The following is a 20,678-nucleotide window of genomic DNA, read 5'->3' on the forward strand; positions in this document are numbered from 1 at the left end:
AGCTGGCGGATAAGCTGGGCGAGTACAAGAAAGCGATTGGTATAGGCCAGTAACAGTAACGAAATGGCGGGGAATAGAAGGGCGGGGGTGGTCAGTGTCAACGTCTGCTCCTTGATGGTTGAGTCCCGGGCAAGCCGCTACCAGTCTATAGCCGGTTGGTGGCGTTGGCCAGAGAACCTTCCGGTATTGGTTATCAGTACTGTTTATCAATGCCAATCAGAAAAATTCATTCGCAGAATACCCGAACCCTTTCCATACTCAGACCACTACAAATATAACGACAAGCGGGTAATCTGAAATGGCAGAAAGACAAGAGCTTGCGGGCTGGCGGTGGGGCCCGTTTACCTTCCGGGTACCCTTCTATCACACCAGGCTTTGCTGGTCGGAATTCCTGCAGGGGCTGATGGTATCTGCAGCAACGGGCCTGGCGCTGATTCCGGTGATGACGGCCTACTTTGGCCTGAGCTTTGAAGAAGCCGTCGCCCTTTCCATGATCCATGCCTTCCTCATTGCTTCGGCGGTGATCTTTTTCGGTGAGCCCTACGCCGGCGGGTGGATAACGCCTGCGCTGCCCCTGATCCTGGCCTTTGTGATTGGTGGGTATGAGGATCCGTCCAGTCGTTTCCAGGCCATGACGGCGCTCTCGCTGGTGTTCGCCTCACTGGTTTTTATTCTGGGGATTACCGGGCTCGGGCGACGATTCGTAATCTGGCTGCCGGACACCCTCAAGGCAGGTATTATTCTGGGGGCCTCCATTGCGGCTCTCAAACGCGTCTTTATCGACGATGCCGAGCGTTTTCTGCTCGAGCAGCCCATTGCTACCACACTGGCATGCGCCATCTGCCTGATCTTTACCTTTTCTGTGCCCATGCAGAAGCTCAAGGCCCGTAACCGGTTCTTCTTCATGCTGGGTGCGCTTGGATTACTGCCGGGCTTCCTTATTGCTGCTGCGGTAGGGCCGTTCGTGGGCGAGGTGAGTTTCGATATCCAGTGGGGCTTTGTGGTGCCACCACTGTCAGAGGCGATTGCCAAGGCATCGCCGCTGGTTAATGGCTGGCCCAGCATGGAGATGATTGCCCAGAGCATTCCGCTGGCGCTGATTGCCTACATTATCCTGTTCGGCGACATTGTCACCGGTAACGAAGTACTGCGGGACGGCATGCAGACCCGTACCGACGAGCACATCGACATCAACCTCAACCGTACCCATTTCTCACTGTCGATCCGTAACGCAGTGATGGGGATCTTTGCCCCGTTTTTCCCCACCCAGGGGGCGGTGTGGACCGGTGTCCACGTGATTGTGGTACAGCGCTGGAAGCAGGGGCCCCAGGCGATGGGCAGCCTTCACAGTGGTCTTGCATCCTATTACCTTATGGGGTTGCCGTTTATCTACTTCCTGCTGCCGTTGCTGACAGGCCTCAAGCCGCTGCTGGGCATCGCGCTTTCACTCACCCTGGTGCTCACCGGTTTTGCCTGTGCCTATATCGCCATGTCCATTCCCAGGGACAATGCGTCCCGGGGAACCGTCGTGCTGATTGGTGCCGCCCTGGCGTTCTTCGAACCCTGGATCGGTCTGCTGATCGGTGTGGTGGCGACACTTGCCATGGTGGGATGGGACCGGAACCCGGACCCGATACCCCACGACTGACGCGGCGGAAACGAGAGGGATGGCGACGGCCATCCCTCTGACGTTTTTGGTTGTGCCGGTGTCGTATTGGTTCCATCCGATAAACGCAAACAGGATCACATTAGAGCTATCGACAACCCGGTAGGGGGAGATAGCAATGGCCATTAAATTCGAAAAAGCACTTCTGGATTATCCGCAACAACGGGCAGGTGCCGCGCGCCAGCCCGGCAGCGTCGATCAGTCTGATCGTCGTGTTCCCGTCAACCTGCGTCAGTCCGGCCCCACGCCGGTGGAAATGCTGATTTCCACACGGGTTCGCAAGTCACCCTACTGGCACCTGTCGTACGAGGCCGGGTGCTGGCGGGCTACCGTTTACAACCGTATGTACCACCCCCGTGGCTATACTCGCAACGAGGATGGTGGTGCCATGCTGGAATATGAGTCCCTGGTTCACGACGTGACCATGTGGAATGTGGCGGTAGAACGCCAGATCCAGGTCAAGGGCCCGGATGCGGAACGGTTTGTGAACTACGTGATCACCCGGGACGCCACCAAGATAAAACCCATGCGTGGCAAGTACGTCATCCTCTGCAATGAGGAGGGTGGCATCATCAATGACCCGGTGTTGCTGCGGGTCGCCGAGGATGAATTCTGGTTCTCGCTCTCCGACAGTGATCTGGAACTCTGGATGCGGGGTGTGAACATCGGTATGGGCTTCAATGTCACTATCGCGGAGGTCGATGTGGCCCCGGTACAGATCCAGGGTCCGAAATCCGAGGCGCTCATGGCCGATCTGTTCGGGGAAAAGGTGAGGGACATTCCCTATTACGGGCTGATGGAAGCCCAGGTTGCCGGCCACGACGTGATCGTTTCCCAGACCGGTTTCACCGGCGAGAAGGGCTACGAGATCTACCTGAAAGAAGCCACCAAGTACGCCGAGGATCTCTGGTACACCGTGCTTGCAGCGGGTGAGCCCCACAATCTAAGAGTGATTGCACCCGCACACCACCGTCGCATTGCCGCGGGCATTCTTTCCTGGGGTCAGGATGTGGATCAGGAAACCCTGCCATTCCAGTGCGCCCTTGCGTACCAGGTGCCGCGCAACAAGGACGCGGACTACATCGGCAAGCAGAAGCTGGAAAGGGTTCGCGAACAGATCGATGCCGGTCGTCCGCCGTTCAGTCACATCATGGTGGGAATCCGCTTTGGCGGCAGCCCGGTAACGGACTATGCCAATGATTTCTGGTTGATCAGCGGGCCCGATGGTGGCGAGCCGGAAGGTTACGTTACATCGCCGTGGTATTCGCCGGAGCTGGAGACCAACATAGCACTGGCCTATGTGCCGTTTGACCTGCGCACTGTGGGCACCCGTCTGACAGTGCACCTGCCGGTAGAGTATGCCGCAGCAGATGGTTCCACCGCAGTGGAGGCGGAAGTGGTGGAAGTGCCCTTCCGGCCATCGGTAAATCCCAACGCCCGCGAACGGGCCCGTGCGAAGGGTATCGACTTCGCCGACTAGCAGATCTGGCAGGTCAGGCGCTTGCAGGCGCCTGACCTTTGCCTGGTGTACACGGGTAGCAATGGGGGCGTGGTTCATGAAGCTGGTGAATGAAAAACAGCCGTTCAATAGCCAGGATGACGAGGCAACAGCAAAGCTCCACGCCCTGGTGCGCGGGGCCTCCCTCGAGGCGACACCGCGCCAGATACTGACAACGGAGTATCTGTCGGATCTTTTGCCTGCAGGTACCTGTGTCTATGTACCCTTCCTGCCGAAGGGCCAGTTCAGCGATACGCTGGAAGCCTGCCGGCACCTCCTGAGTCTGGGTATGCAGCCGATTCCCCACGTGCCCGCCCGCATGGCCGAGAGCCGTGGTCAATTACGGGACTGGCTGTCACAACTGGATGAAAGCCATATTGACCGGCTGTTGCTGATTGCCGGCGACAGTGACTCGGTAGCCGGCCCATTTCCGGACACCCTGGCGGTGCTCGAATCGGGCCTGCTGGCCCAGTTCAGGTTTCACGGAATTGGCGTTGCAGCGCACCCGGACGGGCACCCGATGGCGGACCGGGCCACCCTTGGCCAGGCCCTCGGTATCAAGCGGGAATACGCCCGCAGCACCTCAACCCGGCTGTGGGTGGTAACCCAGTTCACGTTCGACGCGGATGTGGTGATCGACTGGCTGCAGAGCCTGGGTGACGTTTTGGAAGAGGTGCCTGTCGACATTGGCATGGCCGGACCGACCCGGATGAAAACACTCATCGCTTACGCCGCACAATGCGGGGTTGGCGTGTCCGCCCGAGCGATGTTGCGTCGCCCTGGAAGCGCGCGACTGCTGCGTTCCTGGACACCGGACGGCATGGTGCAGGCGCTGGTCCGGTATTGCCTGGATAACCCGGATACCCTGCTGCGGGGTATCCACCTGTTTCCGTTTGGTGGACTGCGCCAGTCGGCACAGTGGATTCAAGAGCATAGCGGGTCCCTCGAGGACCAGAGGGGACAGTTCCATGAGTCTTCAGTACAGTAAACTGACATCCGCAACGCCGGCACCGGCGGAATTTCTGCCGCCTGGCACCCCGGATATCGAGATTGCCCGCTCGGTCCAGCCACAGTCCATGCTGCTGCTGGCCCAGCAACGCTTCGGCCTGCCGGCCGAAAGCCTGGTGCCATTTGGTCACTATAAAGCCAAACTGGACATGGCCTACGTGGACACCTCCGCAACTGCCCCCAGGGGCAGGCTGGTGCTGGTGACCGCCATCACTCCGACGCCGGCCGGGGAGGGCAAGACTACCACCAGTGTGGGGCTGAATGACGGTTTCAATCGTCTGGGGGTGAGCTCTTCCGTGTGCCTGCGGGAGCCGTCCCTCGGCCCCTGTTTCGGCATGAAGGGCGGCGCAGCCGGCGGCGGCCGTGCCCAGGTGATTCCGATGGAGGATATCAACCTGCATTTCAATGGCGATTTCCACGCCATTACCTCTGCCCACAATCTGCTGGCATCGCTGATTGACAACCACATCCACTGGGGTAACGAAGCCGGTCTGGACCCGCGCCATGTAAGCTGGCGAAGAGTGCTGGACATCACTGACCGTTCACTGCGCAACATGGTGTCTGGCCTGGGTGGTGCTGCCCATGGTGTGCCCCGGGAGACCGGCTTTGACATCACCGTTTCGTCAGAAATCATGGCGATTCTGTGCCTGGCGGACGGGCGCGCGGACCTAAAGCAGCGATTGGGCAATATCATCGTGGGGCGGCGTTCCGACATGTCTCCGGTCACCGTTCGCGACCTCGGTGTGGAGGGCTCGCTGACGGTGCTGCTGAAAGAGGCGCTGCAACCAAACCTGGTGCAGAGTCTGGAACATAATCCAGTATTCATCCATGGTGGGCCATTTGCCAATATTGCTCATGGCTGTAATTCCGTCACCGCCACCCGCGCCGCCCTGGCCCTGAACGATGTAGTGGTGACCGAGGCCGGATTCGGTGCCGACCTGGGCGCGGAGAAATTCATTGACATCAAGTGCCGTCATACCGGTCTGCGACCGGACGCCGCCGTGGTGGTCTGTACCATTCGCGCACTCAAAATGCAGGGCGGAGTTCCCCGCAGCCAACTGGGCATTCCCGACCTGGCGGCGCTGCGCAAGGGCGCTGCCAACCTGGAGCGCCATATCCGCAACATGCAACAATTCGGGTTGACCCCGGTGGTGTGCATCAACCGCTTTCCGGATGACACGGAAGAGGAAATGGCTCTGGTCCAGTCCATCAGCAAAGAGCTGGGCGTGAGAGCGGTACCGGCCGATCACTGGGCAACCGGAGGAGAAGGCGCCACTGAACTGGCCCAGGCGGTGCTTGACCAGATGGACGAGGGCACGCCGGAGATTGAATTCCTTTATAAGGACAGCCTGCCGCTTGCGGATAAGATCCGCACCATTGCGACCCGCATCTACCACGCAGGAAGTGTGGAGTTCACAACGGTCGCTAAGCGGCAACTGGAGGAGTATCAAAGCCTGGGGTTCGGGCATCTGCCAGTGTGCATTGCCAAGACCCAGTACAGCTTCTCGGCGGATTCCTCGTTGAAAGGTGCGCCATCCGGCCATATGCTGCCGGTCAGGGAAGTGCGCCTGGCAGCCGGCGCCGGCTTCGTGGTGGCGGTGTGTGGTGACATCATGACCATGCCCGGACTGCCCCGGCGTCCTGCCGCCCTGGACATTGCCCTGGATGAGAATGGCCTTGTGGTGGGGTTAACCTGAGACGGTATCCTCTTCGCGCGGGCCTTCAAAGGTGCCGTAGGTGGGTTCGGTACGGGCCCGCTTCAGCGCCTGCAATGACGAAGATGGCAAACTCGCCATGGTGTCTGCCAGGGAGCCATCGGTCCTGGCGGGCGTGAAGAATTCCATCCGTTCGTACTTGGGCGCCCGTCCCATGGTCTTGCGATAGCAGCGGCTGAAGTGGGTGGCAGAAACAAAGCCGCACATGGAGGCAATCTCCACAATGGAACAGGAGGTCTGCTTGAGCAGCCGGCGTGCGCGGTTCAGCCTTACCCGCAGGTAATACCGCGAGGGCGTGCAGCCCATGTGTTTAAGGAACAGCCGCTCCAGTTGGCGGCGCGATATGCCCGCCAGTGTCGCCAGCTCCTGTAATTCGATGGGCTCCTCGATATTGGCTTCCATCAACTGGGCAGCTTCTGCCAGCTTGGGTTGCGCACAGGCCAGTCTGGGATGCATAGGCATGGGTTGCTGTTCGCTTTCCTCCCGCACCCGGTCACAGACAAACATGTGGGATACCGCATTACTCAGCTCCTGGCCATGACGCCGTGCCAGAAAACTGAGCATCATGTGCATGGGCACCGTACCGCCGGTGCAGGTCATGCGCTCACGCTCGACGGTGAACAGGCGGTTGTTGGTCTGGACCCGGGGAAAGCGCTCCTGCATGGCTTCCAGGCACTCCCAGTGGGCACTGCAGGAATAGCCGTCCAGCATGCCAGCGCTGGCCAGCACATAAGGTCCGGTACAAACCGCCCCGAGCAGGACATGCCGCCGGCCCATCTGTTTCAGCCAGGTGACTTCCTGACGGGAGAAACTGCGGGTAACGTCAATGCCGGCAACAACAATGACCAGATCAAAGCTGTGTTCTTCCTGAATGGAGGCGTCCGGCACCATGGTAATGCCATCACTGGCGCGGGCGTAACCGCCGGTTGCGGTAAGGAGTTTCCAGGAATACAGTTCGGTACCAGCCAGCTGGTTGGCTACGCGAAGGGGTTCAACAGCGGTCGCAAGGGCAATCAGGGTGAAGTTTTCGATCAGCAGAAAACCTACCCGGTAGGGCTCTTGAGAAGGCCTGTTTGTGAGCGAGCCTGTATCAGTGGTCATGATTAACCCCCTTGCCCCGCCTGGGCCTGGTGTGGCAGTCAATACCCGGTATACCCATGTTAACCACCACAACCTGAACACTAGTTGTTGCACTTCAATAGTGCAATAAGTGATCAGTTCCAATCTGGCTCCAGTCTAAAGCTGCAATCAGAATGCCACTGGTCCAAATGCGACATTCAAGGTTTCGGGATGGTCTCGACGCGACCTGCCATGCTGTCGTAAATCATCGTTCCGGTGTCGCCAGCAAGCACGTGGCGGCGCACCAGTGGCGTTACTCTGGGGGCCACTGGCAAGGGCCATGGCACCGGCCCCGCCGTGATGATGGGGTTGGAAGGCGAACGGCCAGACCGGATCGACCCCGATGAAATGCCGGCCCGCCTTGAACAGATTCGAAGCACCGGAACCCTGTGGATTGCAGGGCGACCAAGTTGCTGCTCACGATTTGACTCGCTCGTTGTCGGGATCAAACAGCGCCCGGTAACCCACTGCCTCGATGCGAATGGGATAGTGCTCCTGGAAGTACTCCAGGGTCAGCTCCCGGCCTTCCTGAGCGTACTCGTCGGGAATGTAACCCAGCAGAATGTTCCTGCCCACCGAAGGCCCCCAGGCTATGCTGGTGTTATAGGATCGGCGGCCGTGGCTGTCCACCAGTACGTCGCCGGTTTGCGGATCCAGTATCGGCCACTGGCCCACCGGATAGCGCAGCACGCCGTTGGCGTCCCGGTGTTCTGTCATGGTCATGGTGCAAAGGTAGGCCGCCTGACGGGGGCGTTCCCGCTGTTCCAGATAGGCAGCCTTGCCGTGGAAATCCGCTTCCTTGACCTTGGGCCGCTGCAGTCCGGCCTCGTAGAGGTTGTATTCGGTTTCCAGGTCCACATTCTGCAGCCGCAGGCTTTTCTCCATGCGCCGGCTGTTGGCGTAGGTTTCGATGCCCACCGGTGCCACGCCGGCTTCGAATAACAGGTCCCAGACCCGCAGGCCGTAGCTGAACGGGAAGTAAAGCTCCCAGCCCTGCTCGCCCACGTAGGAAATGCGGAACGCCCAGACAGGAGCGCCCCGGATATTCAGTTCCCGTGCAGTGGCAAACGGGAAGTTCTCCGCCGACAGCTGGTCCGGGTCAGTGACGAACTGCGCCAGGGTTTCCCGGGCTTTCGGGCCCCAGAGCCCCAGGGTGGCCAGCTCGTCAGTACGGTCCTGCAGATGGATGTTGTCCAGGCCCTTCTCGCGGGCCATGCGCGTAATCCAGCAATAGTCCCGGTGACCGGTGTCGCCACCGCAGACCACGCGATAATCATTGTCCCCCCGGCGGATAATGGTCAGGTCAGAGCGTACACCACCGCGTTCGTCGAGGAAGTGGGTGTAGACGCCTTTGCCGTGGGGCGTGGTGCCGCCGACTTTGGCCACCGACAGGTATTCCAGCAGCGCTTCCGCATCGTCGCCGGAGATATCGAAGATGGCAAAGTGGGACAGGTTGATCATGCCCACGGACTCGCTCATTTCCAGTTGCTCGGCGTTAGACACTTCCCAGAAATGCCGTGCGTCCCACTCATGTTCCCTCACCGGAATACGGTCGCGGTATTTTGCCAGCAGGGTGAACTCGTTGACGGCGTAGCCGTGGGCCCGTTCCCAACCGGCGGCTTCCATGAAGTAGGCGCCCAGCTCAACTTCCCGCAGGTAGAACGGGCTGGTCCGCATGCCACGACCGGTCATGTAGGGCTCCCGCGGGTGAACTGCCGGGGTGTAGATTTTCTTTGCGGTCTCGTAGCAACGGTTGTAAACGTAGTCCGGTGTCTTCTGCAACGGGTAGTGGCGGGCGATGTCGATGCTATGGGGGTCCATCTCTGGCGACCCATGGGTCATCCAGTCCGCCAGGATTTTGCCCGCCCCTGGGCCATCCTTCACCCAGACTGCCTCGCAGAACCACAGGTTGCTCACTTCCGGGGATTCACCCATCAATGAACCGCCATCGGGTGTGACCGACAGCAGGCCATTGAAGGAATGCTTTTCCTCCCAGCCCAGTTCGCCCAGGATTGGCGTCATTTCGATGGCTTTCTCGTAGGCATCCATGACCTGGTCCAGGGAAAGGTCCCGCATGGAAGGCGACATCCGCGCATCTTCGGGCTCGGCAATGGCGCCGGGGTAAACCAGCCGCGGATTCTCTGCCTCGTAATAGCCCCACTCGATGCGACCACCCTCGGTGGTGGTAGGATCGCCGGTGTCCCGGATATAGGCGGAGTTGCCCTGGTCGCGGAACAGCGGATAAACAATCTGCTTGCCGCTGCCGGCGAGCTCTTCGTAGGGGCCGAAAAACAGCAACGGGTGTTCCAGCGGCATAAGTGGCAGAGGCGTGTTGGCAGTCTTCGCCATCAAGGGGCCCCAGATGCCCATGGACAGCACCACGTATTCGGTTTCGATGTAGCCTTTGCGGGTCTCAACGCCACAAACCCTGCCATCCTGGACATCAATACGAATCGCGGGCGTGTAGGCAAAAGCCTGGAGTTTGCCGGTGGCTACGGCCTCCTCAACCAGGTCACCGGCGACCCTCTGGGAGCGCGGCACGACCAGGCCGGCATCCGGGTCCCACATGGCACCCTGGATCTGGCTTTCTTCCAGCAACGGAAACAGTTCTTTCGCCTGGCTGGGGGAAATCATGCTGACGTTGGTGCCGAAAGCCTTGCCGGAACCTACCTTGCGGCGGAGTTCGTCCATACGCTCGTCATCGTCGACGCGGGCTACCTCCATGCCGCCACATTTCACATAGTTGCCCCGTTTTTCGTAGAAAGCCTGGCTGTATTTGGTGGTGTAGATATTCAGCTTGTCGTGGGACGTGGTGAAGCAGAAATCCGAGGCGTGGGAGGTGGAACTGATGTCTGAGGGAATGGCAGACTTTTCCAGCCCCACGATGTCATCCCAGCCCAACTCAATCAGATGGTGAGCTACTGAGGATCCGACGATACCACCCTGGCCAATGATTACGACTTTTGCACGTTTCGGTAATTGTGCCATATCGGCCCCCTTTTCCCACATTGAACGCCGGCGTGTGTATCCGCACGGCCCTGCTTCAATGTGGCCCCGATTGCCGCGGGGTGGTAAATCCAATACGACACCAAGCCGTCCAAAAACGGCAAGGGCAGAAGGGCCAGGAAACAGCCTTAGCGCCGTTCAACTCTTTTCAGGAATTCTCCAATATTATCAAAGGCTTCTTCGGCTTCGGGCAGCATGTCAGGGAACATGTGCCAAACGTGCACCATGCCGGGCCAGGTTTCAAGCTCCACCGGTGACCCCGAGTCTTTTGCTTTGTTGACGTAACGCCGGGCGTTGTCCAGCAGCATTTCGGAGTCGCTGGCGTGGATCAGCACCGGCGGCAGATTTTCCAGATTTCCCCGCAATGGCGATGCCTGGGGGCTGGAGGGTGACAGGCGCATGCCGAAAAAACTCAGCCACCAGAGTACCGGCAGCGGTACCCGCATCAGGCTGCCGAAAGTAGGACCAAGCAAGGGGTCTGTTTTGATATTGTCGCGGTTACTCGGCGCGGTCAGCGTCAGGTCGGTTGATGGCGACAGGGCAACTGCGGCGTCTGCCTGGCGCAGCCCTTGGTCACGAATCCACGCTATCAGCACCAGGGCATGGCTGCCACCGGCCGAGTCTCCGGCCACTACCACAAACCCTGCCGGTTCCGGACCGTCAGGGCCATGATCCAGCATCCATTGATAGGCTTCCTGGCAGTCCCTGAGCCCTTCCCGGTAACGATGCTCCGGCAGCAATCGGTAATCCACGGCAAACACAGCGGCATTGGCTACCTTTGACAGGCGGTCAGTGATGGAGCGATGGCTTTGGGGGCTACCGGCTACCCAGGCGCCGCCGTGAATGTAGAGTATCCGCCGCCGGGTATCCACCCCGGGGGCCAGCACCCATTCCCCTTTTGGTGCACTGGCTTCGGGAGAACGGAATTCCGAAACGAATTCGCGCCCCTCGCTGAGTCCGTCCATGTGCTTGCGCAGGGCCATCAGCCGGGCCTTGCCCTTCAGACCCCTGGCGGACCGGCTCATGTCCCTGATGGCTTCCAGCACCTCGTTGTGGCCGGGGCTGGGGGTGTAATCCTTTTTCGGGAAGTCCTCCCTGTCCAGGTGTGCGAGGTTTTCACCCCGAAGTACCAGAACCGTTATCAGAACAATCAATAGCAGCAATGCCAGTACAAACCAGATCATCAATCAACCTTATATCTCGAATCACGCCAGTTCGCAGGCTTCGGTAATAACCCGGTTGCGGCCTGCGGCCTTGGCCCTGTAGAGCATGGCGTCAGCGCGATTGATCGCGTCGTCGGTTCCTTTGCCGGGGAGGTATTCGGCGATACCGACGGTCACCGTCACCGACACACCGGCAATGGGAGATTTTTCCACGGCTCTTCGGCAACGTTCGGCAGCGTGGCGGGCGGCGCGAAGATCAACGCCCGGTGTCGCTACCAGGAATTCATCCCCACCCCAGCGGGCTGCCAGGTCTACCCCCCGCACGGTGTTGGAAAGAATGTCTGCAAGCTCGCAAATCACGCAATCCCCGACCTTGTGGCCATGGTCATCATTGATGCCCTTGAACTGGTCAATATCAATAAGAATGATGGTCAGCGGCCGTTGGTAGCGGTCTGCCAGCGCAGCTTCGGCCGACAGGAAATGGTCTGCACCGCGGCGATTTGCCAGCCCGCAAAGGGGATCCGTGTTGGCCCAGTGCTGCAGTGTTTCTGCCCGTGTAAAAGCACTCCATATACGCTCACGCAGAAACGTTCCGGCACTGGTCAGAGCCAATAGCACCGCCAGGAACAGGTGGATGCGCGCGAGATAGACCCAGTTATGGCAATGCTCTCCCGCAGCCAGGAAGCAACCCAGTACTTCGTAGGTCGCCAATGCTCCGGAGAACAGGAACGTTGCTACGCCGGTCACCAGGCCACCGCGATAGCCAAGAGTGATGAAACCGCCGACAATCAGAATGCCCACGGCCCAATAGTGCCCCCCGGCCAACAGCAGAAGGTGATCACCCAGTGGGTCGCCGAATCCGAAGTGCCAGGCAAGGCGGCTGAGGATCATGGTGCTCACAGTGGCAACAAGGGTGATTTCCATGATTCTGAGTGAGGTGGCTCCGCGCCACAGGGCAACGCAAAGTCCGGCAAGTACCACCGCAAACACCGGATAGGCTACTGCAATGAAGGGGTCGCCATTTTCCCGAAATGCCCAGCTGAGCAGGATAATGGCAATGGTCAGGATAAGAACACCCAGATAGATTCGCCGTCGGTAGGCTTCAAGACGGCCCAGTTCTGTCTGGATGGCATTGAGGTCGTTCCCGGGTGCTGAATCCATAGCGTTTATAAATCCGTCTATAGCGCGAGCCCTGATATTATCCCGCAATCAGCACCTGAGTCTACGATCGCAAACAGGTCCTGTCAGGCCTGTTGCTGTTCGCCGGGTTCCAGAATCTGGTGAATTTCGGTGGCCGAGAGTGTTTCTCTGTCGATAACCGCTTTTGCCAGGGTTTCCAGCTGCTGGCGGTGCTCTGAGAGGAAGCTTACCGTCGCTTTCTCGAGCTCGATCAGTTTTGCCTGAACCTCAATATCGATCAGTTCCGCCATGTGCTCGCTGTATTCCCTTGGCTGCCCCATTTCACGGCCAAGGAAGACATGCTCTTCGCCAATCCCCAGGCCCAGCGGGCCGATTTTCTCACTCATGCCCCATTGCCCGAACATGCGCCTCAGCAGCTTGGTGGCTTCCTTGAGGTCGTTCTGGGCGCCGGTGCTGACCTCGCCATAAATCAGTTTTTCCGACGAACGGCCGCCAAGCATCACCTTGATACGATCGGTCAGGTAGCTTTCGGTGTAATTGTAGCGGTCTTCCTTGGGTGTCTGTTCGGTGACCCCCATCGCCATACCGTGGGGGATAATCGTCACTCGTGTCAGGGGGTCGGCCTTGGGCATGAAGTAGGCCATGATGGCATGCCCGCATTCGTGGTAGGCCACCACCTCTTTTTCCTCGTGGGTGAGTTCGGCGTCGCGCTCCTCGCCCAGTACGATCCGGTCACGTGCGTGCTCGAAACATTTGTTGTTGACCTTTTTCAGGTCGAGCCTGGCAGCGGTGAGGGCTGCTTCGTTGACAAGGTTTTTCAGGTCGGCACCGGCAAAACCAATGGTGCGTGCGGCCACCTCTTCCAGGTCGATATCGCTGTCCAAGGGTACCTTCCGGACGTGAACTTCCAGAATGGCTTTGCGGGCCTCCTTGTGGGGCCGGTCCAGCGTTACCTTGCGGTCAAATCGCCCAGGCCGAAGCAGGGCGCTGTCGAGAACGTCCGGGCGGTTGGTTGCGGCCAGAACAACCACGTTCTCGTGGCCTTCAAAGCCGTCCATTTCTGTCAGTATCTGGTTGAGGGTCTGCTCACGTTCGTCGTGGCCGCCACCGAAACCGGCGCCACGGGAGCGCCCGATAGCATCAAGTTCATCGATAAAAATAAGCGCGGGTGCTTCTTTGCGGGCGGTGTCGAACATGTCCCGAACCCGCGCAGCACCAACGCCAACGAACATCTCGATAAACTCGGACGCACTGATGCTGAAAAAGGGTACGTCGGCTTCCCCGGCAATGGCCTTGGCCAGCAGTGTCTTGCCGGTTCCTGGCGGACCAACCAGCAGGATGCCTGTGGGCATGTCGGCCCCAAGCGCCTTGTATTTCTCCGGAGCAGTCAGGAAGTCAATGATTTCCGTGATGTCCCGTTTGGCGGACTCGATGCCTGCCACGTCCGACAGCCTGGTTTTGGAGAACTGCTTTTCTACCCTGCGGGCCTTGGATCGGTTGAAACCCAAAGCACCGCCACCACCGCCCTGCATCATGCGGCGCTGGGCGTAAGACCAGAACCAGAACATCAGCGCAAGAAACAGCAACCAGGGCAGGACACTGGTCAGCACCTGTTGCCATGCCGGGGGCTCTGCCGGTCGGGCGCTGATGGTAACGGTATGGGATTCGAGCAGTGGCAGCAGGTCCGGATCTTCTATCGGGGGGCGAACGCTGTGGAATTGCAGCGAGTCGCTGTCCTCGGCCCAGGCTCTGCTGCCTTCCTCCGTCAACTTGCCGTCGATATGGTCGGCCCGAAGGCTGACTTCTTCCACATGGTCGCTGGCGACCGCTTCCTTGAATTGCGAGTAGGGGAGTTCGCTGACCCTTGGCTGTTGACCGTCCTGGAGCCAGAAAAACATCAGAATGATTGCAGCGCTCAACCATAAAAACGAGTATTGGGCAGGTACTTGTGGGTTTTGCGGTTGCTCTGGCTGCTGGGGCTTTTGCGTCTGGCTCATGGTGCTCCGTCTTCATGGCTGTAGAATCTCCTGCCAATGGTGTTTTACACCGCGACTGTTCAGGAGGCAAGGGATAGAAGCATGATTCCACTGGAACCGGAAAGCTGGACCCTGTTGCAGGGCAGTATTGTGTTCTGCCTGTGCGCGGCAGTGATCGCCATGGCGGGCACGCGTATCACGAGGGTAGTGGACCAGCTGGCGGATCGCACCGGCATAGGTGAAGCTGCTGCAGGTGCGGTGTTGCTGGGGGCGTCCACATCGCTGGGTGGGTCCGTGCTTTCCGTGACGGCGGCTTGGAATGGCCATGCGGAACTGGCCGTGAGCAACGCCCTGGGCGGAATCGCGGTGCAGACGTTTTTCCTGGCAGTGGCAGATATGGTCTATCGCCGTGCCAACCTGGAGCACGCCGCCGCATCGGTTCCGAACATGATGCAGAACGGCCTGCTGATTTGCCTGCTGTCACTGATCCTCTTCGCGCCCTACCTGCCGGAGTACACCATTGCCGGCGTTCACCCGGTAACGCCGGTCATGCTGGGTGTCTATATCTATGGTATCTACCTGGTCCGGGGTGCAAACGAGTCACCCATGTGGCGGCCTTCCATTACCAGGGACACGCGGGAGGACAAGCCCGACGATGTAAACGTCATGCCGCCGCTGCTTCGGCTTTCGGTCGAGTTTATTGTGCTGATGGCAATACTGGGGGTTGCCGGCTGGACACTGGAGCCCGCCGCAACGGTTATCGCGGACAAGACCAACATGACGCAAACGGTGGTCGGAGTCATGCTGACGGCGATCAGTACGTCGATTCCCGAGCTGGTGACATCCGTTGCGGCCGTGCGGCGTGGCGCGCTGACGCTTGCGGTTGGCGGGATCATCGGCGGTAATGCTTTCGATACCCTGTTTACCGCAGCTTCCGATATCGCCTACCGGGAGGGCTCGATCTACCATGCCATGCCGGAGGATTCGAAATTCTGGGCGGTGCTCACCCTGCTGATGTCTGGAGTGCTGATGATGGGGCTGATCCGCCGTGAGCGCCATGGCATCGGCCAGATCGGCATGGAAAGCGTGGTGATTATGGTGCTCTACGTAATGGGTGTAGTGCTATTGCTCGCAGGCGGTTAATCAAATCGTCTTGCCTGGCTGAAGCGATCCCGCCAGTAGTGGCCGTTGAGTGACGAGTGGGTCACGCCGACCGAGGTGGATGAGTGAATGAAGCTGTCGCCGCCCATGTAGATGCCCGCATGCTGCTACTTTAAGGGTCCGGGCGTTCCGCTGTCAGGTTAAAGTTTGCTTCGATTTGTGTTCCTGAAAACGCCACTTGACGGCCTGAGCCCGTTTCGCGAACTATGGATAGACGCTTCCAGCCTCGAGGTTTCAATGAGCCCGCCTTTTGCCCGCAACAGCGGTACGGTCAAAAACCTGAAAGATCGCCGGCACGATCTCTACACAGTGAACTGGCGCGGACAGTGATCCAATCATGGTTCGTCTGATCACAATTCGTCGCTTTCTGTTCTGGTTGCTGGCACTGCTCCTTGTGCTGTTACTCGCCGGGGCCTGGTATGCCCGGGTTGCCTGGGAGGAATGGCAGCAGCTGAACAGCATCCGCAATGTTCAGTGGCAGGGCATGGAGATCTCCCTGGCCGGTGTCCAGCTGGAAGGCTTCACCGTGAGCCAGGAGCGAGGCGGTCATCTCTACGCCGCCGAGGGAGAGGAGCTGTCGCTGGGCTGGAGCTGGCACTGGCATGGCCCGATGCCGAATGTGGTCCGGGTGGGGCGGTTAACGGTGGATGTACCAGCCTGGCCCGGTGACAGCGAGCAATCAGAGACGGCGCCGGAGAGCCCTGGCAGTATTCCGCGCCAGTTGCCTGACTGGTTGCCTGACAATATAGATATCGATCAGTTGGAGCTGACACTCCCGGACGGTATCCGTGCCACAGGGGATCTGGCTGTTTCAGGGATTTCGGCGCCGGAGGAGCGTAACCTCGTTACCCGTTCCATGAAGATAGAAGCTCCGATTCCATCGATGACTCATGCCGGCTGGCGGCTCGGGGAGGGGCGGACAAGCCTGGTGGTGGCAGGCAGCGCCGATGAGCAGTCCGCGACCCTGGATGTCAGTGGTGACAGCTATCTTGAACTTGCCCGGCTCGAAGTACCCGGTGAGCTTTCGCAGATCGACACACTCAGGGTTAGCCTGACCGGCACGAAACTGACAGCGGCGTATGACCTGCAGTCCATGGCGCTGGAGAAGCTGGATTTCGATGGATCTCTGGAGGCAACAGCAGCCGCAATCCACCAGCCGCAACTGCTTCCGCAACCCTGGCGCCTTGCCGGACAGTTACATGCCAGTCTGCAAGGCCTCAGTTTCGACGGCCGGCTTTCCGCGGATGCGGGCACGGAAGCCGATGTCGGGCTGAGATTCTCCTTCGATGGTACGCTGGAGATTGAAGCTCAAATGACAGTCTCCGGCGCAAAGGGAGGCCTCCAAATGGCGAATACGTTCACCGTCTGGCCCAGGGAGCTCGAGATCGACGAGGGGAGCGTCAGAACTAGCGTGAAGCTGCGTGTCCCGTCCGAGGGAATCCAGGGCCGGGGAGAGGTAGCGTTTGATGGTGCCAGCGGGCTGTTCGCCCGCATGGCCTGGTCGGGTCTCAGTGGCAGGTTGGCCGTTAATTTCTCGGGCGAGCGGCTGGATGTCCGCACGTCTGGCCTGGATCTTGATGCTGTTAATCCCGGTATCCCCGTCAGCAATATCCGCGTTGCCGGTGGCTACCAGGCTGACACCGGGCAACTTGCAGCCGGCACTGTGACGCTGGAACAGGCGTCCTCCGCATTTCTGGGTGGCAACGTTGCTATCGAGTCCGGCCAGTGGCAGCTCTCGGAGTTACCGGTGAGGGTTCCGCTTGAGCTGGACGGCGTTCGCCTGTCGGAACTGATGCAGATATACCCTGCGGAGGGGCTGGCAGGAACCGGCGTGCTCAGGGGCACGGTACCTGTGCAGTTTGATCATCAGGGTGTCAGCATTGAAGCGGGACAGGTTGAAGCGGTTTCGCCCGGTGGCACGCTGAAACTGCCGGCAGAGCGGCTGCGGGGCATGGCGCAGAACAATGAGGCCATGGCACTGGTAGTAAAGGCCATGGAAAACTTTAACTACACCGTGCTCAACAGCACGGTAGACTACGATCAGGATGGCAGGTTGGTGCTGGGGCTGCGTCTGGAGGGTAGCAGCCCCGACGTGCGCGATGGACACCCGATCGTGCTCAACATTAACCTTGAAGAAGACATTCCGGCGTTGCTCACCAGCCTGCAGCTCAGTGGCCGGGTCAACGAAGCCGTGACGGAGAAGGTGCGTGACCTGATACAGAAACGGGATGCGAAGGGCCAGTCAGGTGAGCCAGGAAACCAATAGGGAGTAAGGCAGATGGACGGATACAGGTCGGGCAATTGGCCCGGTAAGAGTCGCAACGCGCTGGCTATTCTGGCGCTTGCCCTGGGTCTGGCGGCGTGTACGCCCACGGTAAGGATGGAGGCGCCCAAGGAGCCCATCACCGTAAATCTTAACGTCAAGATTGAACACGAAATCTACGTAAAAGTGGACGAAGACGTGGATGAACTCTTCGGCGAAAAGGGCTTGTTCTGATGGTCAATTGGGAATCCAGGGAGTCACTCATGAAACGGTTCGTACAACTCGGCGCGTTTATCCTTGCACTTTGCCTGGCCCTGCCGGCATTTTCGATGGGTCTGGAAGAGGCCAAAAACCAGCTGGAGACCGCAAAACAGCAGGGCCTGGTGGGTGAAACGCCTACGGGATATCTGGAGGTGGTCAAGGCAGACGGAGACGCCCGCGGTATTGTTGAAGCCATCAACAAGGCCCGCCGGGACGAGTACGCCCGCATCGCTGAGAAGCATGACATTCCGGTCACCCAGGTGGAAACCGTGGCCGGCCAGAAAGCGCTGGAGAAAACACCGGCTGGGCAATACATCCTGATGGATGGTGAGTGGGTCAGAAAATAGATGGCCCGCTTTGAGGAAATCGGCACTGCAACCATTCCGGGCAATGGAACCCGGTTGCGCCTGCTGCAGCGTAATGATGAATTTTCCATAAAAATTGCCGGTACAACCGGTGAGTTGATGAACAGCCGGTTACACGGTTCTGAAGATGCCCTGGCCACGCTTGCCTGCGAGCGCCTTGCAGGGCTGAGCGGCCCCCGTGTGCTGATTGGCGGCCTGGGAATGGGTTTCACCCTGGCGGCAGCCTTGTCGACCCTGGCGGACGACGCCCGGGTAACCGTGGCCGAGCTGGTTCCGGAAGTTGAAGAGTGGAACCGGGGGCCGTTGGGGCTTGCGGCTGGATATCCCCTGAACGATGCCAGGGCCAGTGTCCACATCGGCGACGTGGCAGAACTCCTGCGCAAAGGCAATGGCAACTGGGATGCAATCCTGCTGGATGTGGACAACGGCCCGGAAGGGCTCACCCGCAAGGAAAATAACTGGATCTACTCTCCCGCCGGCATTGCGGCGGCGCAGAAATCCCTGAGCCCGAATGGCATTCTGGCCTATTGGTCTGCAGGCCCCGAACATGCGTTTACCGAGAGGCTGCGCCGCGCCGGATTTTCCGTGGAGCCAGTGACCGTGCGCGCCCTGCGACCGGGTAAAGGCGCCCGTCACGTGATCTGGCTGGCCTGGTAGCGGAAGCAAAGTCGCTTCTTGATTCCCGGAATGTTAAAACAGTGCAAACTATCTGATTTAACCAGCCGGGATTCTGTCTATGGAAGATCTGAAGCGTTCGCGGGTAACCATCATTGCTGTCAGCGCCATTGTTCTGTTTTTTCTCACCAACTATCTGGCACGGTTTCTGTTCGGATTGACAGGGGTGTTGGTTTCGGTCGTTATCGCGGCGTTGATTGCGGCCTATATCAGCTGGTCGGTGGCCCGCATATTGAAGCGGGTGCCGACCGGCGATGAGCGGGCCCGGGTGCTGTGGTCCTACGGCGGCTTTCTGGGCGCGTTGTTCCTGGCCTGGGCCGCCTATGTCGGGCTGTCCTCCGGGCTGGATACCGGGTCGGTCATATTCCTGCTGAGCCATTACCTGCCGTATCCGGCACTTGCCCACCTGATGCTGTCAGATCGCGTGGTGGGCAGGTTTGTCGGTGAACCGGGCTAGTCGTCGCCTTCCTCAGCGTCCCTGGCCCGCTCCTGGCGTTCCCGTTCCTCTTCCTTTGCGGCATCAATAACCGCCATGAGTTCGTCCACGTCGGCATTCTCAGTGTCGTGCTCGAAGCAGCCGGTCAGCCGGCTGTCGGGATGAAGCTCGCCGGACTCGTAGAGTGCCCAGATTTCCTTGCCGTAATCGGTGTTCAGCAGTTCCGGTGCGAAACGGCCGAAATAGCGGCGCATGTTATCCACGTCCCGTTCCAGCATCTGTTCGGCGCTGTTGTTCCCGGCTGCGTTGACGGCCTGGGGCAGATCGATAATCACCGGTCCGGTAGCGTCCACTAGCACATTGAATTCTGACAGATCACCGTGAATCAGACCGGCGCTGAGCATGCGTACTACATCCGCAATCACCTTGTCATGGTAATTCCGCGCCTGTTCAGGGGTCAGTGATACTTCGCCCAGTTGCGGCGCGGCCTTGCCGTCTTCATCGGCAATCATTTCCATCAACAGCACGCCGTCCACAAACCCGAACGGTTCCGGCACGCGCACACCGGCGCCTGCCAACTGGTACAGGGCATCAACTTCGGCGTTCAGCCAGGCATCTTCCTGTTCCTTCTGGCCGTAGCGGGTTTTCTTGCCCATGGCGCGGGCTCGGCGGGTATTGCGAACCTTGCGGCCTTCCTGGTATTGCACGGCCTGCTTGAAGCTGCGTTTCTGGGCCTCTTTGTAGACCTTGGCGCAGCGCACACTGTCGCCACAACGCACCACAAATACCTGTGCTTCCTTGCCGCTCATCAACTGATACAACACTTCGTCCACCATGCCGTCGTCGACAAGGGGCTGTAATCGTTTCGGTATCTTCATAAATCCGTCGGTTGCCTGGTTCGCCTGGCCGGCAAATCATTCTGGCCGGCACGTCTGGCCGTATACTACCTGATATTGACGCCAGAACCCTCATGCAAGAAGTGATCTGCAACTGCTTCAGCTCGCGTAGCTAATCTGCAACACTGGTTACCACATATGAAGCAGGAGAGAATTTATGAGCAATGATCCGGTCATGCTGATTACCGGGGCTTCTTCCGGGATCGGTGAGGCAACGGCACGGGCGGCGCAAAAGGCAGGTTACCGACTGGTTCTGTCGGCCCGCTCGGAAGACAAGTTGAAACACCTGCAGAGCGAACTGGGCGGCAGCGAGCGGGTAATGATTGCCCG

At 59.4% G+C, this 20,678-nt stretch carries 20 protein-coding genes and 1 pseudogene; 13 read left to right on the plus strand and 8 right to left on the minus strand.

Translation table 11 applies throughout. The features are described 5' to 3' along the window. On the minus strand, nucleotides 1–101 hold a 101-nt coding region (locus ACESMB_RS06150; protein ID WP_372971143.1), incomplete at its 3' end, for a DUF2721 domain-containing protein. Between the two features lie 197 nt (nucleotides 102–298). On the opposite strand from ACESMB_RS06150, the gene ACESMB_RS06155 reads away from it, so the two are divergent. The 4 genes from ACESMB_RS06155 (at nucleotide 299) to ACESMB_RS06170 (ending at nucleotide 5,869) form a co-directional block, all read left to right on the plus strand. Then, nucleotides 299–1,648, plus strand: coding sequence for a hypothetical protein (locus ACESMB_RS06155; RefSeq protein WP_372926051.1), 1,350 nt, complete (start codon nucleotides 299–301; stop codon nucleotides 1,646–1,648). A gap of 136 nt (nucleotides 1,649–1,784) precedes the next feature. Continuing rightward, nucleotides 1,785–3,146: a glycine cleavage T C-terminal barrel domain-containing protein gene (locus ACESMB_RS06160; protein ID WP_372971120.1), complete on the plus strand. Its 1,362-nt coding sequence runs from the start codon at nucleotides 1,785–1,787 to the stop codon at nucleotides 3,144–3,146. Between the two features lie 76 nt (nucleotides 3,147–3,222). After that, a complete protein-coding gene (locus ACESMB_RS06165; RefSeq protein WP_372926053.1) occupies nucleotides 3,223–4,152 on the plus strand; it encodes a methylenetetrahydrofolate reductase in 930 nt (309 codons plus the stop codon). Further along, nucleotides 4,133–5,869 (plus strand): formate--tetrahydrofolate ligase, encoded by a 1,737-nt coding sequence (locus ACESMB_RS06170; RefSeq protein WP_372926054.1) that lies wholly within the window; start codon nucleotides 4,133–4,135, stop codon nucleotides 5,867–5,869. Before ACESMB_RS06165 ends, ACESMB_RS06170 begins: the two co-directional genes overlap by 20 nt. Here ACESMB_RS06170 and ACESMB_RS06175 read toward each other — a convergent pair. Then, nucleotides 5,861–6,988, minus strand: a complete 1,128-nt coding sequence (locus ACESMB_RS06175) for a GlxA family transcriptional regulator (RefSeq protein WP_372926055.1) — start codon at nucleotides 6,986–6,988, stop codon at nucleotides 5,861–5,863. The genes ACESMB_RS06170 and ACESMB_RS06175 overlap by 9 nt on opposite strands. Before the next feature lie 321 nt (nucleotides 6,989–7,309). Between ACESMB_RS06175 and ACESMB_RS06180 the strand changes: the two are divergent. Continuing rightward, nucleotides 7,310–7,384, plus strand: a pseudogene (locus tag ACESMB_RS06180) (hypothetical protein); the annotation flags it as partial. 39 nt (nucleotides 7,385–7,423) lie between these two features. On the opposite strand, the gene ACESMB_RS06185 reads toward ACESMB_RS06180, so the two are convergent. The 4 genes from ACESMB_RS06185 to ftsH form a co-directional block, all read right to left on the minus strand. Then, nucleotides 7,424–9,994 (minus strand): FAD-dependent oxidoreductase, encoded by a 2,571-nt coding sequence (locus ACESMB_RS06185; protein WP_372971121.1) that lies wholly within the window; start codon nucleotides 9,992–9,994, stop codon nucleotides 7,424–7,426. A gap of 146 nt (nucleotides 9,995–10,140) precedes the next feature. Further along, nucleotides 10,141–11,196, minus strand: a complete 1,056-nt coding sequence (locus ACESMB_RS06190; protein ID WP_372926057.1) for an alpha/beta hydrolase — start codon at nucleotides 11,194–11,196, stop codon at nucleotides 10,141–10,143. Between the two features lie 21 nt (nucleotides 11,197–11,217). Next, a complete protein-coding gene (locus ACESMB_RS06195) occupies nucleotides 11,218–12,336 on the minus strand; it encodes a sensor domain-containing diguanylate cyclase (RefSeq protein WP_372971122.1) in 1,119 nt (372 codons plus the stop codon). 83 nt (nucleotides 12,337–12,419) lie between these two features. After that, nucleotides 12,420–14,312 (minus strand): ATP-dependent zinc metalloprotease FtsH, encoded by a 1,893-nt coding sequence (gene ftsH / locus ACESMB_RS06200; protein WP_372926060.1) that lies wholly within the window; start codon nucleotides 14,310–14,312, stop codon nucleotides 12,420–12,422. Nucleotides 14,313–14,393: 81 nt separating this feature from the next. Here ftsH and ACESMB_RS06205 point away from each other — a divergent pair, with 81 nt between their 5' ends. After that, the gene (locus ACESMB_RS06205; RefSeq protein WP_372971123.1) at nucleotides 14,394–15,434 is read left to right on the plus strand and encodes a sodium:calcium antiporter; all 1,041 of its coding nucleotides are present in this window, start codon (nucleotides 14,394–14,396) and stop codon (nucleotides 15,432–15,434) included. Here the strand turns inward: ACESMB_RS06205 and ACESMB_RS06210 are convergent. Continuing rightward, nucleotides 15,431–15,547 carry an NlpC/P60 family protein gene (locus tag ACESMB_RS06210; protein ID WP_372926090.1) on the minus strand — a complete coding sequence of 39 codons (117 nt, stop codon included), beginning with the start codon at nucleotides 15,545–15,547 and terminating at the stop codon, nucleotides 15,431–15,433. The genes ACESMB_RS06205 and ACESMB_RS06210 overlap by 4 nt on opposite strands. A 52-nt stretch (nucleotides 15,548–15,599) precedes the next feature. Between ACESMB_RS06210 and ACESMB_RS06215 the strand changes: the two genes are divergently transcribed. From ACESMB_RS06215 to ACESMB_RS06240, 6 genes are all read left to right on the plus strand, one after another. After that, on the plus strand, nucleotides 15,600–15,782 hold the full coding sequence (locus tag ACESMB_RS06215) for a hypothetical protein (protein ID WP_372926062.1): 183 nt from the start codon (nucleotides 15,600–15,602) through the stop codon (nucleotides 15,780–15,782). A gap of 7 nt (nucleotides 15,783–15,789) precedes the next feature. Beyond that, a complete protein-coding gene (locus ACESMB_RS06220; protein ID WP_372971124.1) occupies nucleotides 15,790–17,718 on the plus strand; it encodes a YdbH domain-containing protein in 1,929 nt (642 codons plus the stop codon). A 12-nt stretch (nucleotides 17,719–17,730) separates the two neighbouring features. After that, the gene (locus tag ACESMB_RS06225; RefSeq protein ID WP_372926064.1) at nucleotides 17,731–17,949 is read left to right on the plus strand and encodes a YnbE family lipoprotein; all 219 of its coding nucleotides are present in this window, start codon (nucleotides 17,731–17,733) and stop codon (nucleotides 17,947–17,949) included. 29 nt (nucleotides 17,950–17,978) lie between these two features. After that, entirely contained in the window at nucleotides 17,979–18,323 is a 345-nt protein-coding gene (locus ACESMB_RS06230; protein ID WP_372926065.1) for a YdbL family protein, read from the plus strand. Beyond that, a complete protein-coding gene (locus ACESMB_RS06235; RefSeq protein ID WP_372971125.1) occupies nucleotides 18,324–18,998 on the plus strand; it encodes a spermidine synthase in 675 nt (224 codons plus the stop codon). It abuts the gene before it with no gap. 79 nt (nucleotides 18,999–19,077) lie between these two features. After that, nucleotides 19,078–19,473, plus strand: coding sequence for a hypothetical protein (locus tag ACESMB_RS06240; protein WP_372926067.1), 396 nt, complete (start codon nucleotides 19,078–19,080; stop codon nucleotides 19,471–19,473). Here ACESMB_RS06240 and ACESMB_RS06245 read toward each other — a convergent pair. Beyond that, on the minus strand, nucleotides 19,470–20,330 hold the full coding sequence (locus tag ACESMB_RS06245; protein WP_372926068.1) for a PA4780 family RIO1-like protein kinase: 861 nt from the start codon (nucleotides 20,328–20,330) through the stop codon (nucleotides 19,470–19,472). The two genes, ACESMB_RS06240 and ACESMB_RS06245, sit on opposite strands and share 4 nt — an antisense overlap. 175 nt (nucleotides 20,331–20,505) lie before the next feature. On the opposite strand from ACESMB_RS06245, the gene ACESMB_RS06250 reads away from it, so the two are divergent. Beyond that, the coding region (locus tag ACESMB_RS06250) for an SDR family NAD(P)-dependent oxidoreductase (RefSeq protein WP_372971144.1) at nucleotides 20,506–20,678 on the plus strand (173 nt) is incomplete at its 3' end.

It is taken from the genome of Marinobacter sp., assembly GCF_041686475.1.
Classification (GTDB): Bacteria; Pseudomonadota; Gammaproteobacteria; order Pseudomonadales; family Oleiphilaceae; genus Marinobacter.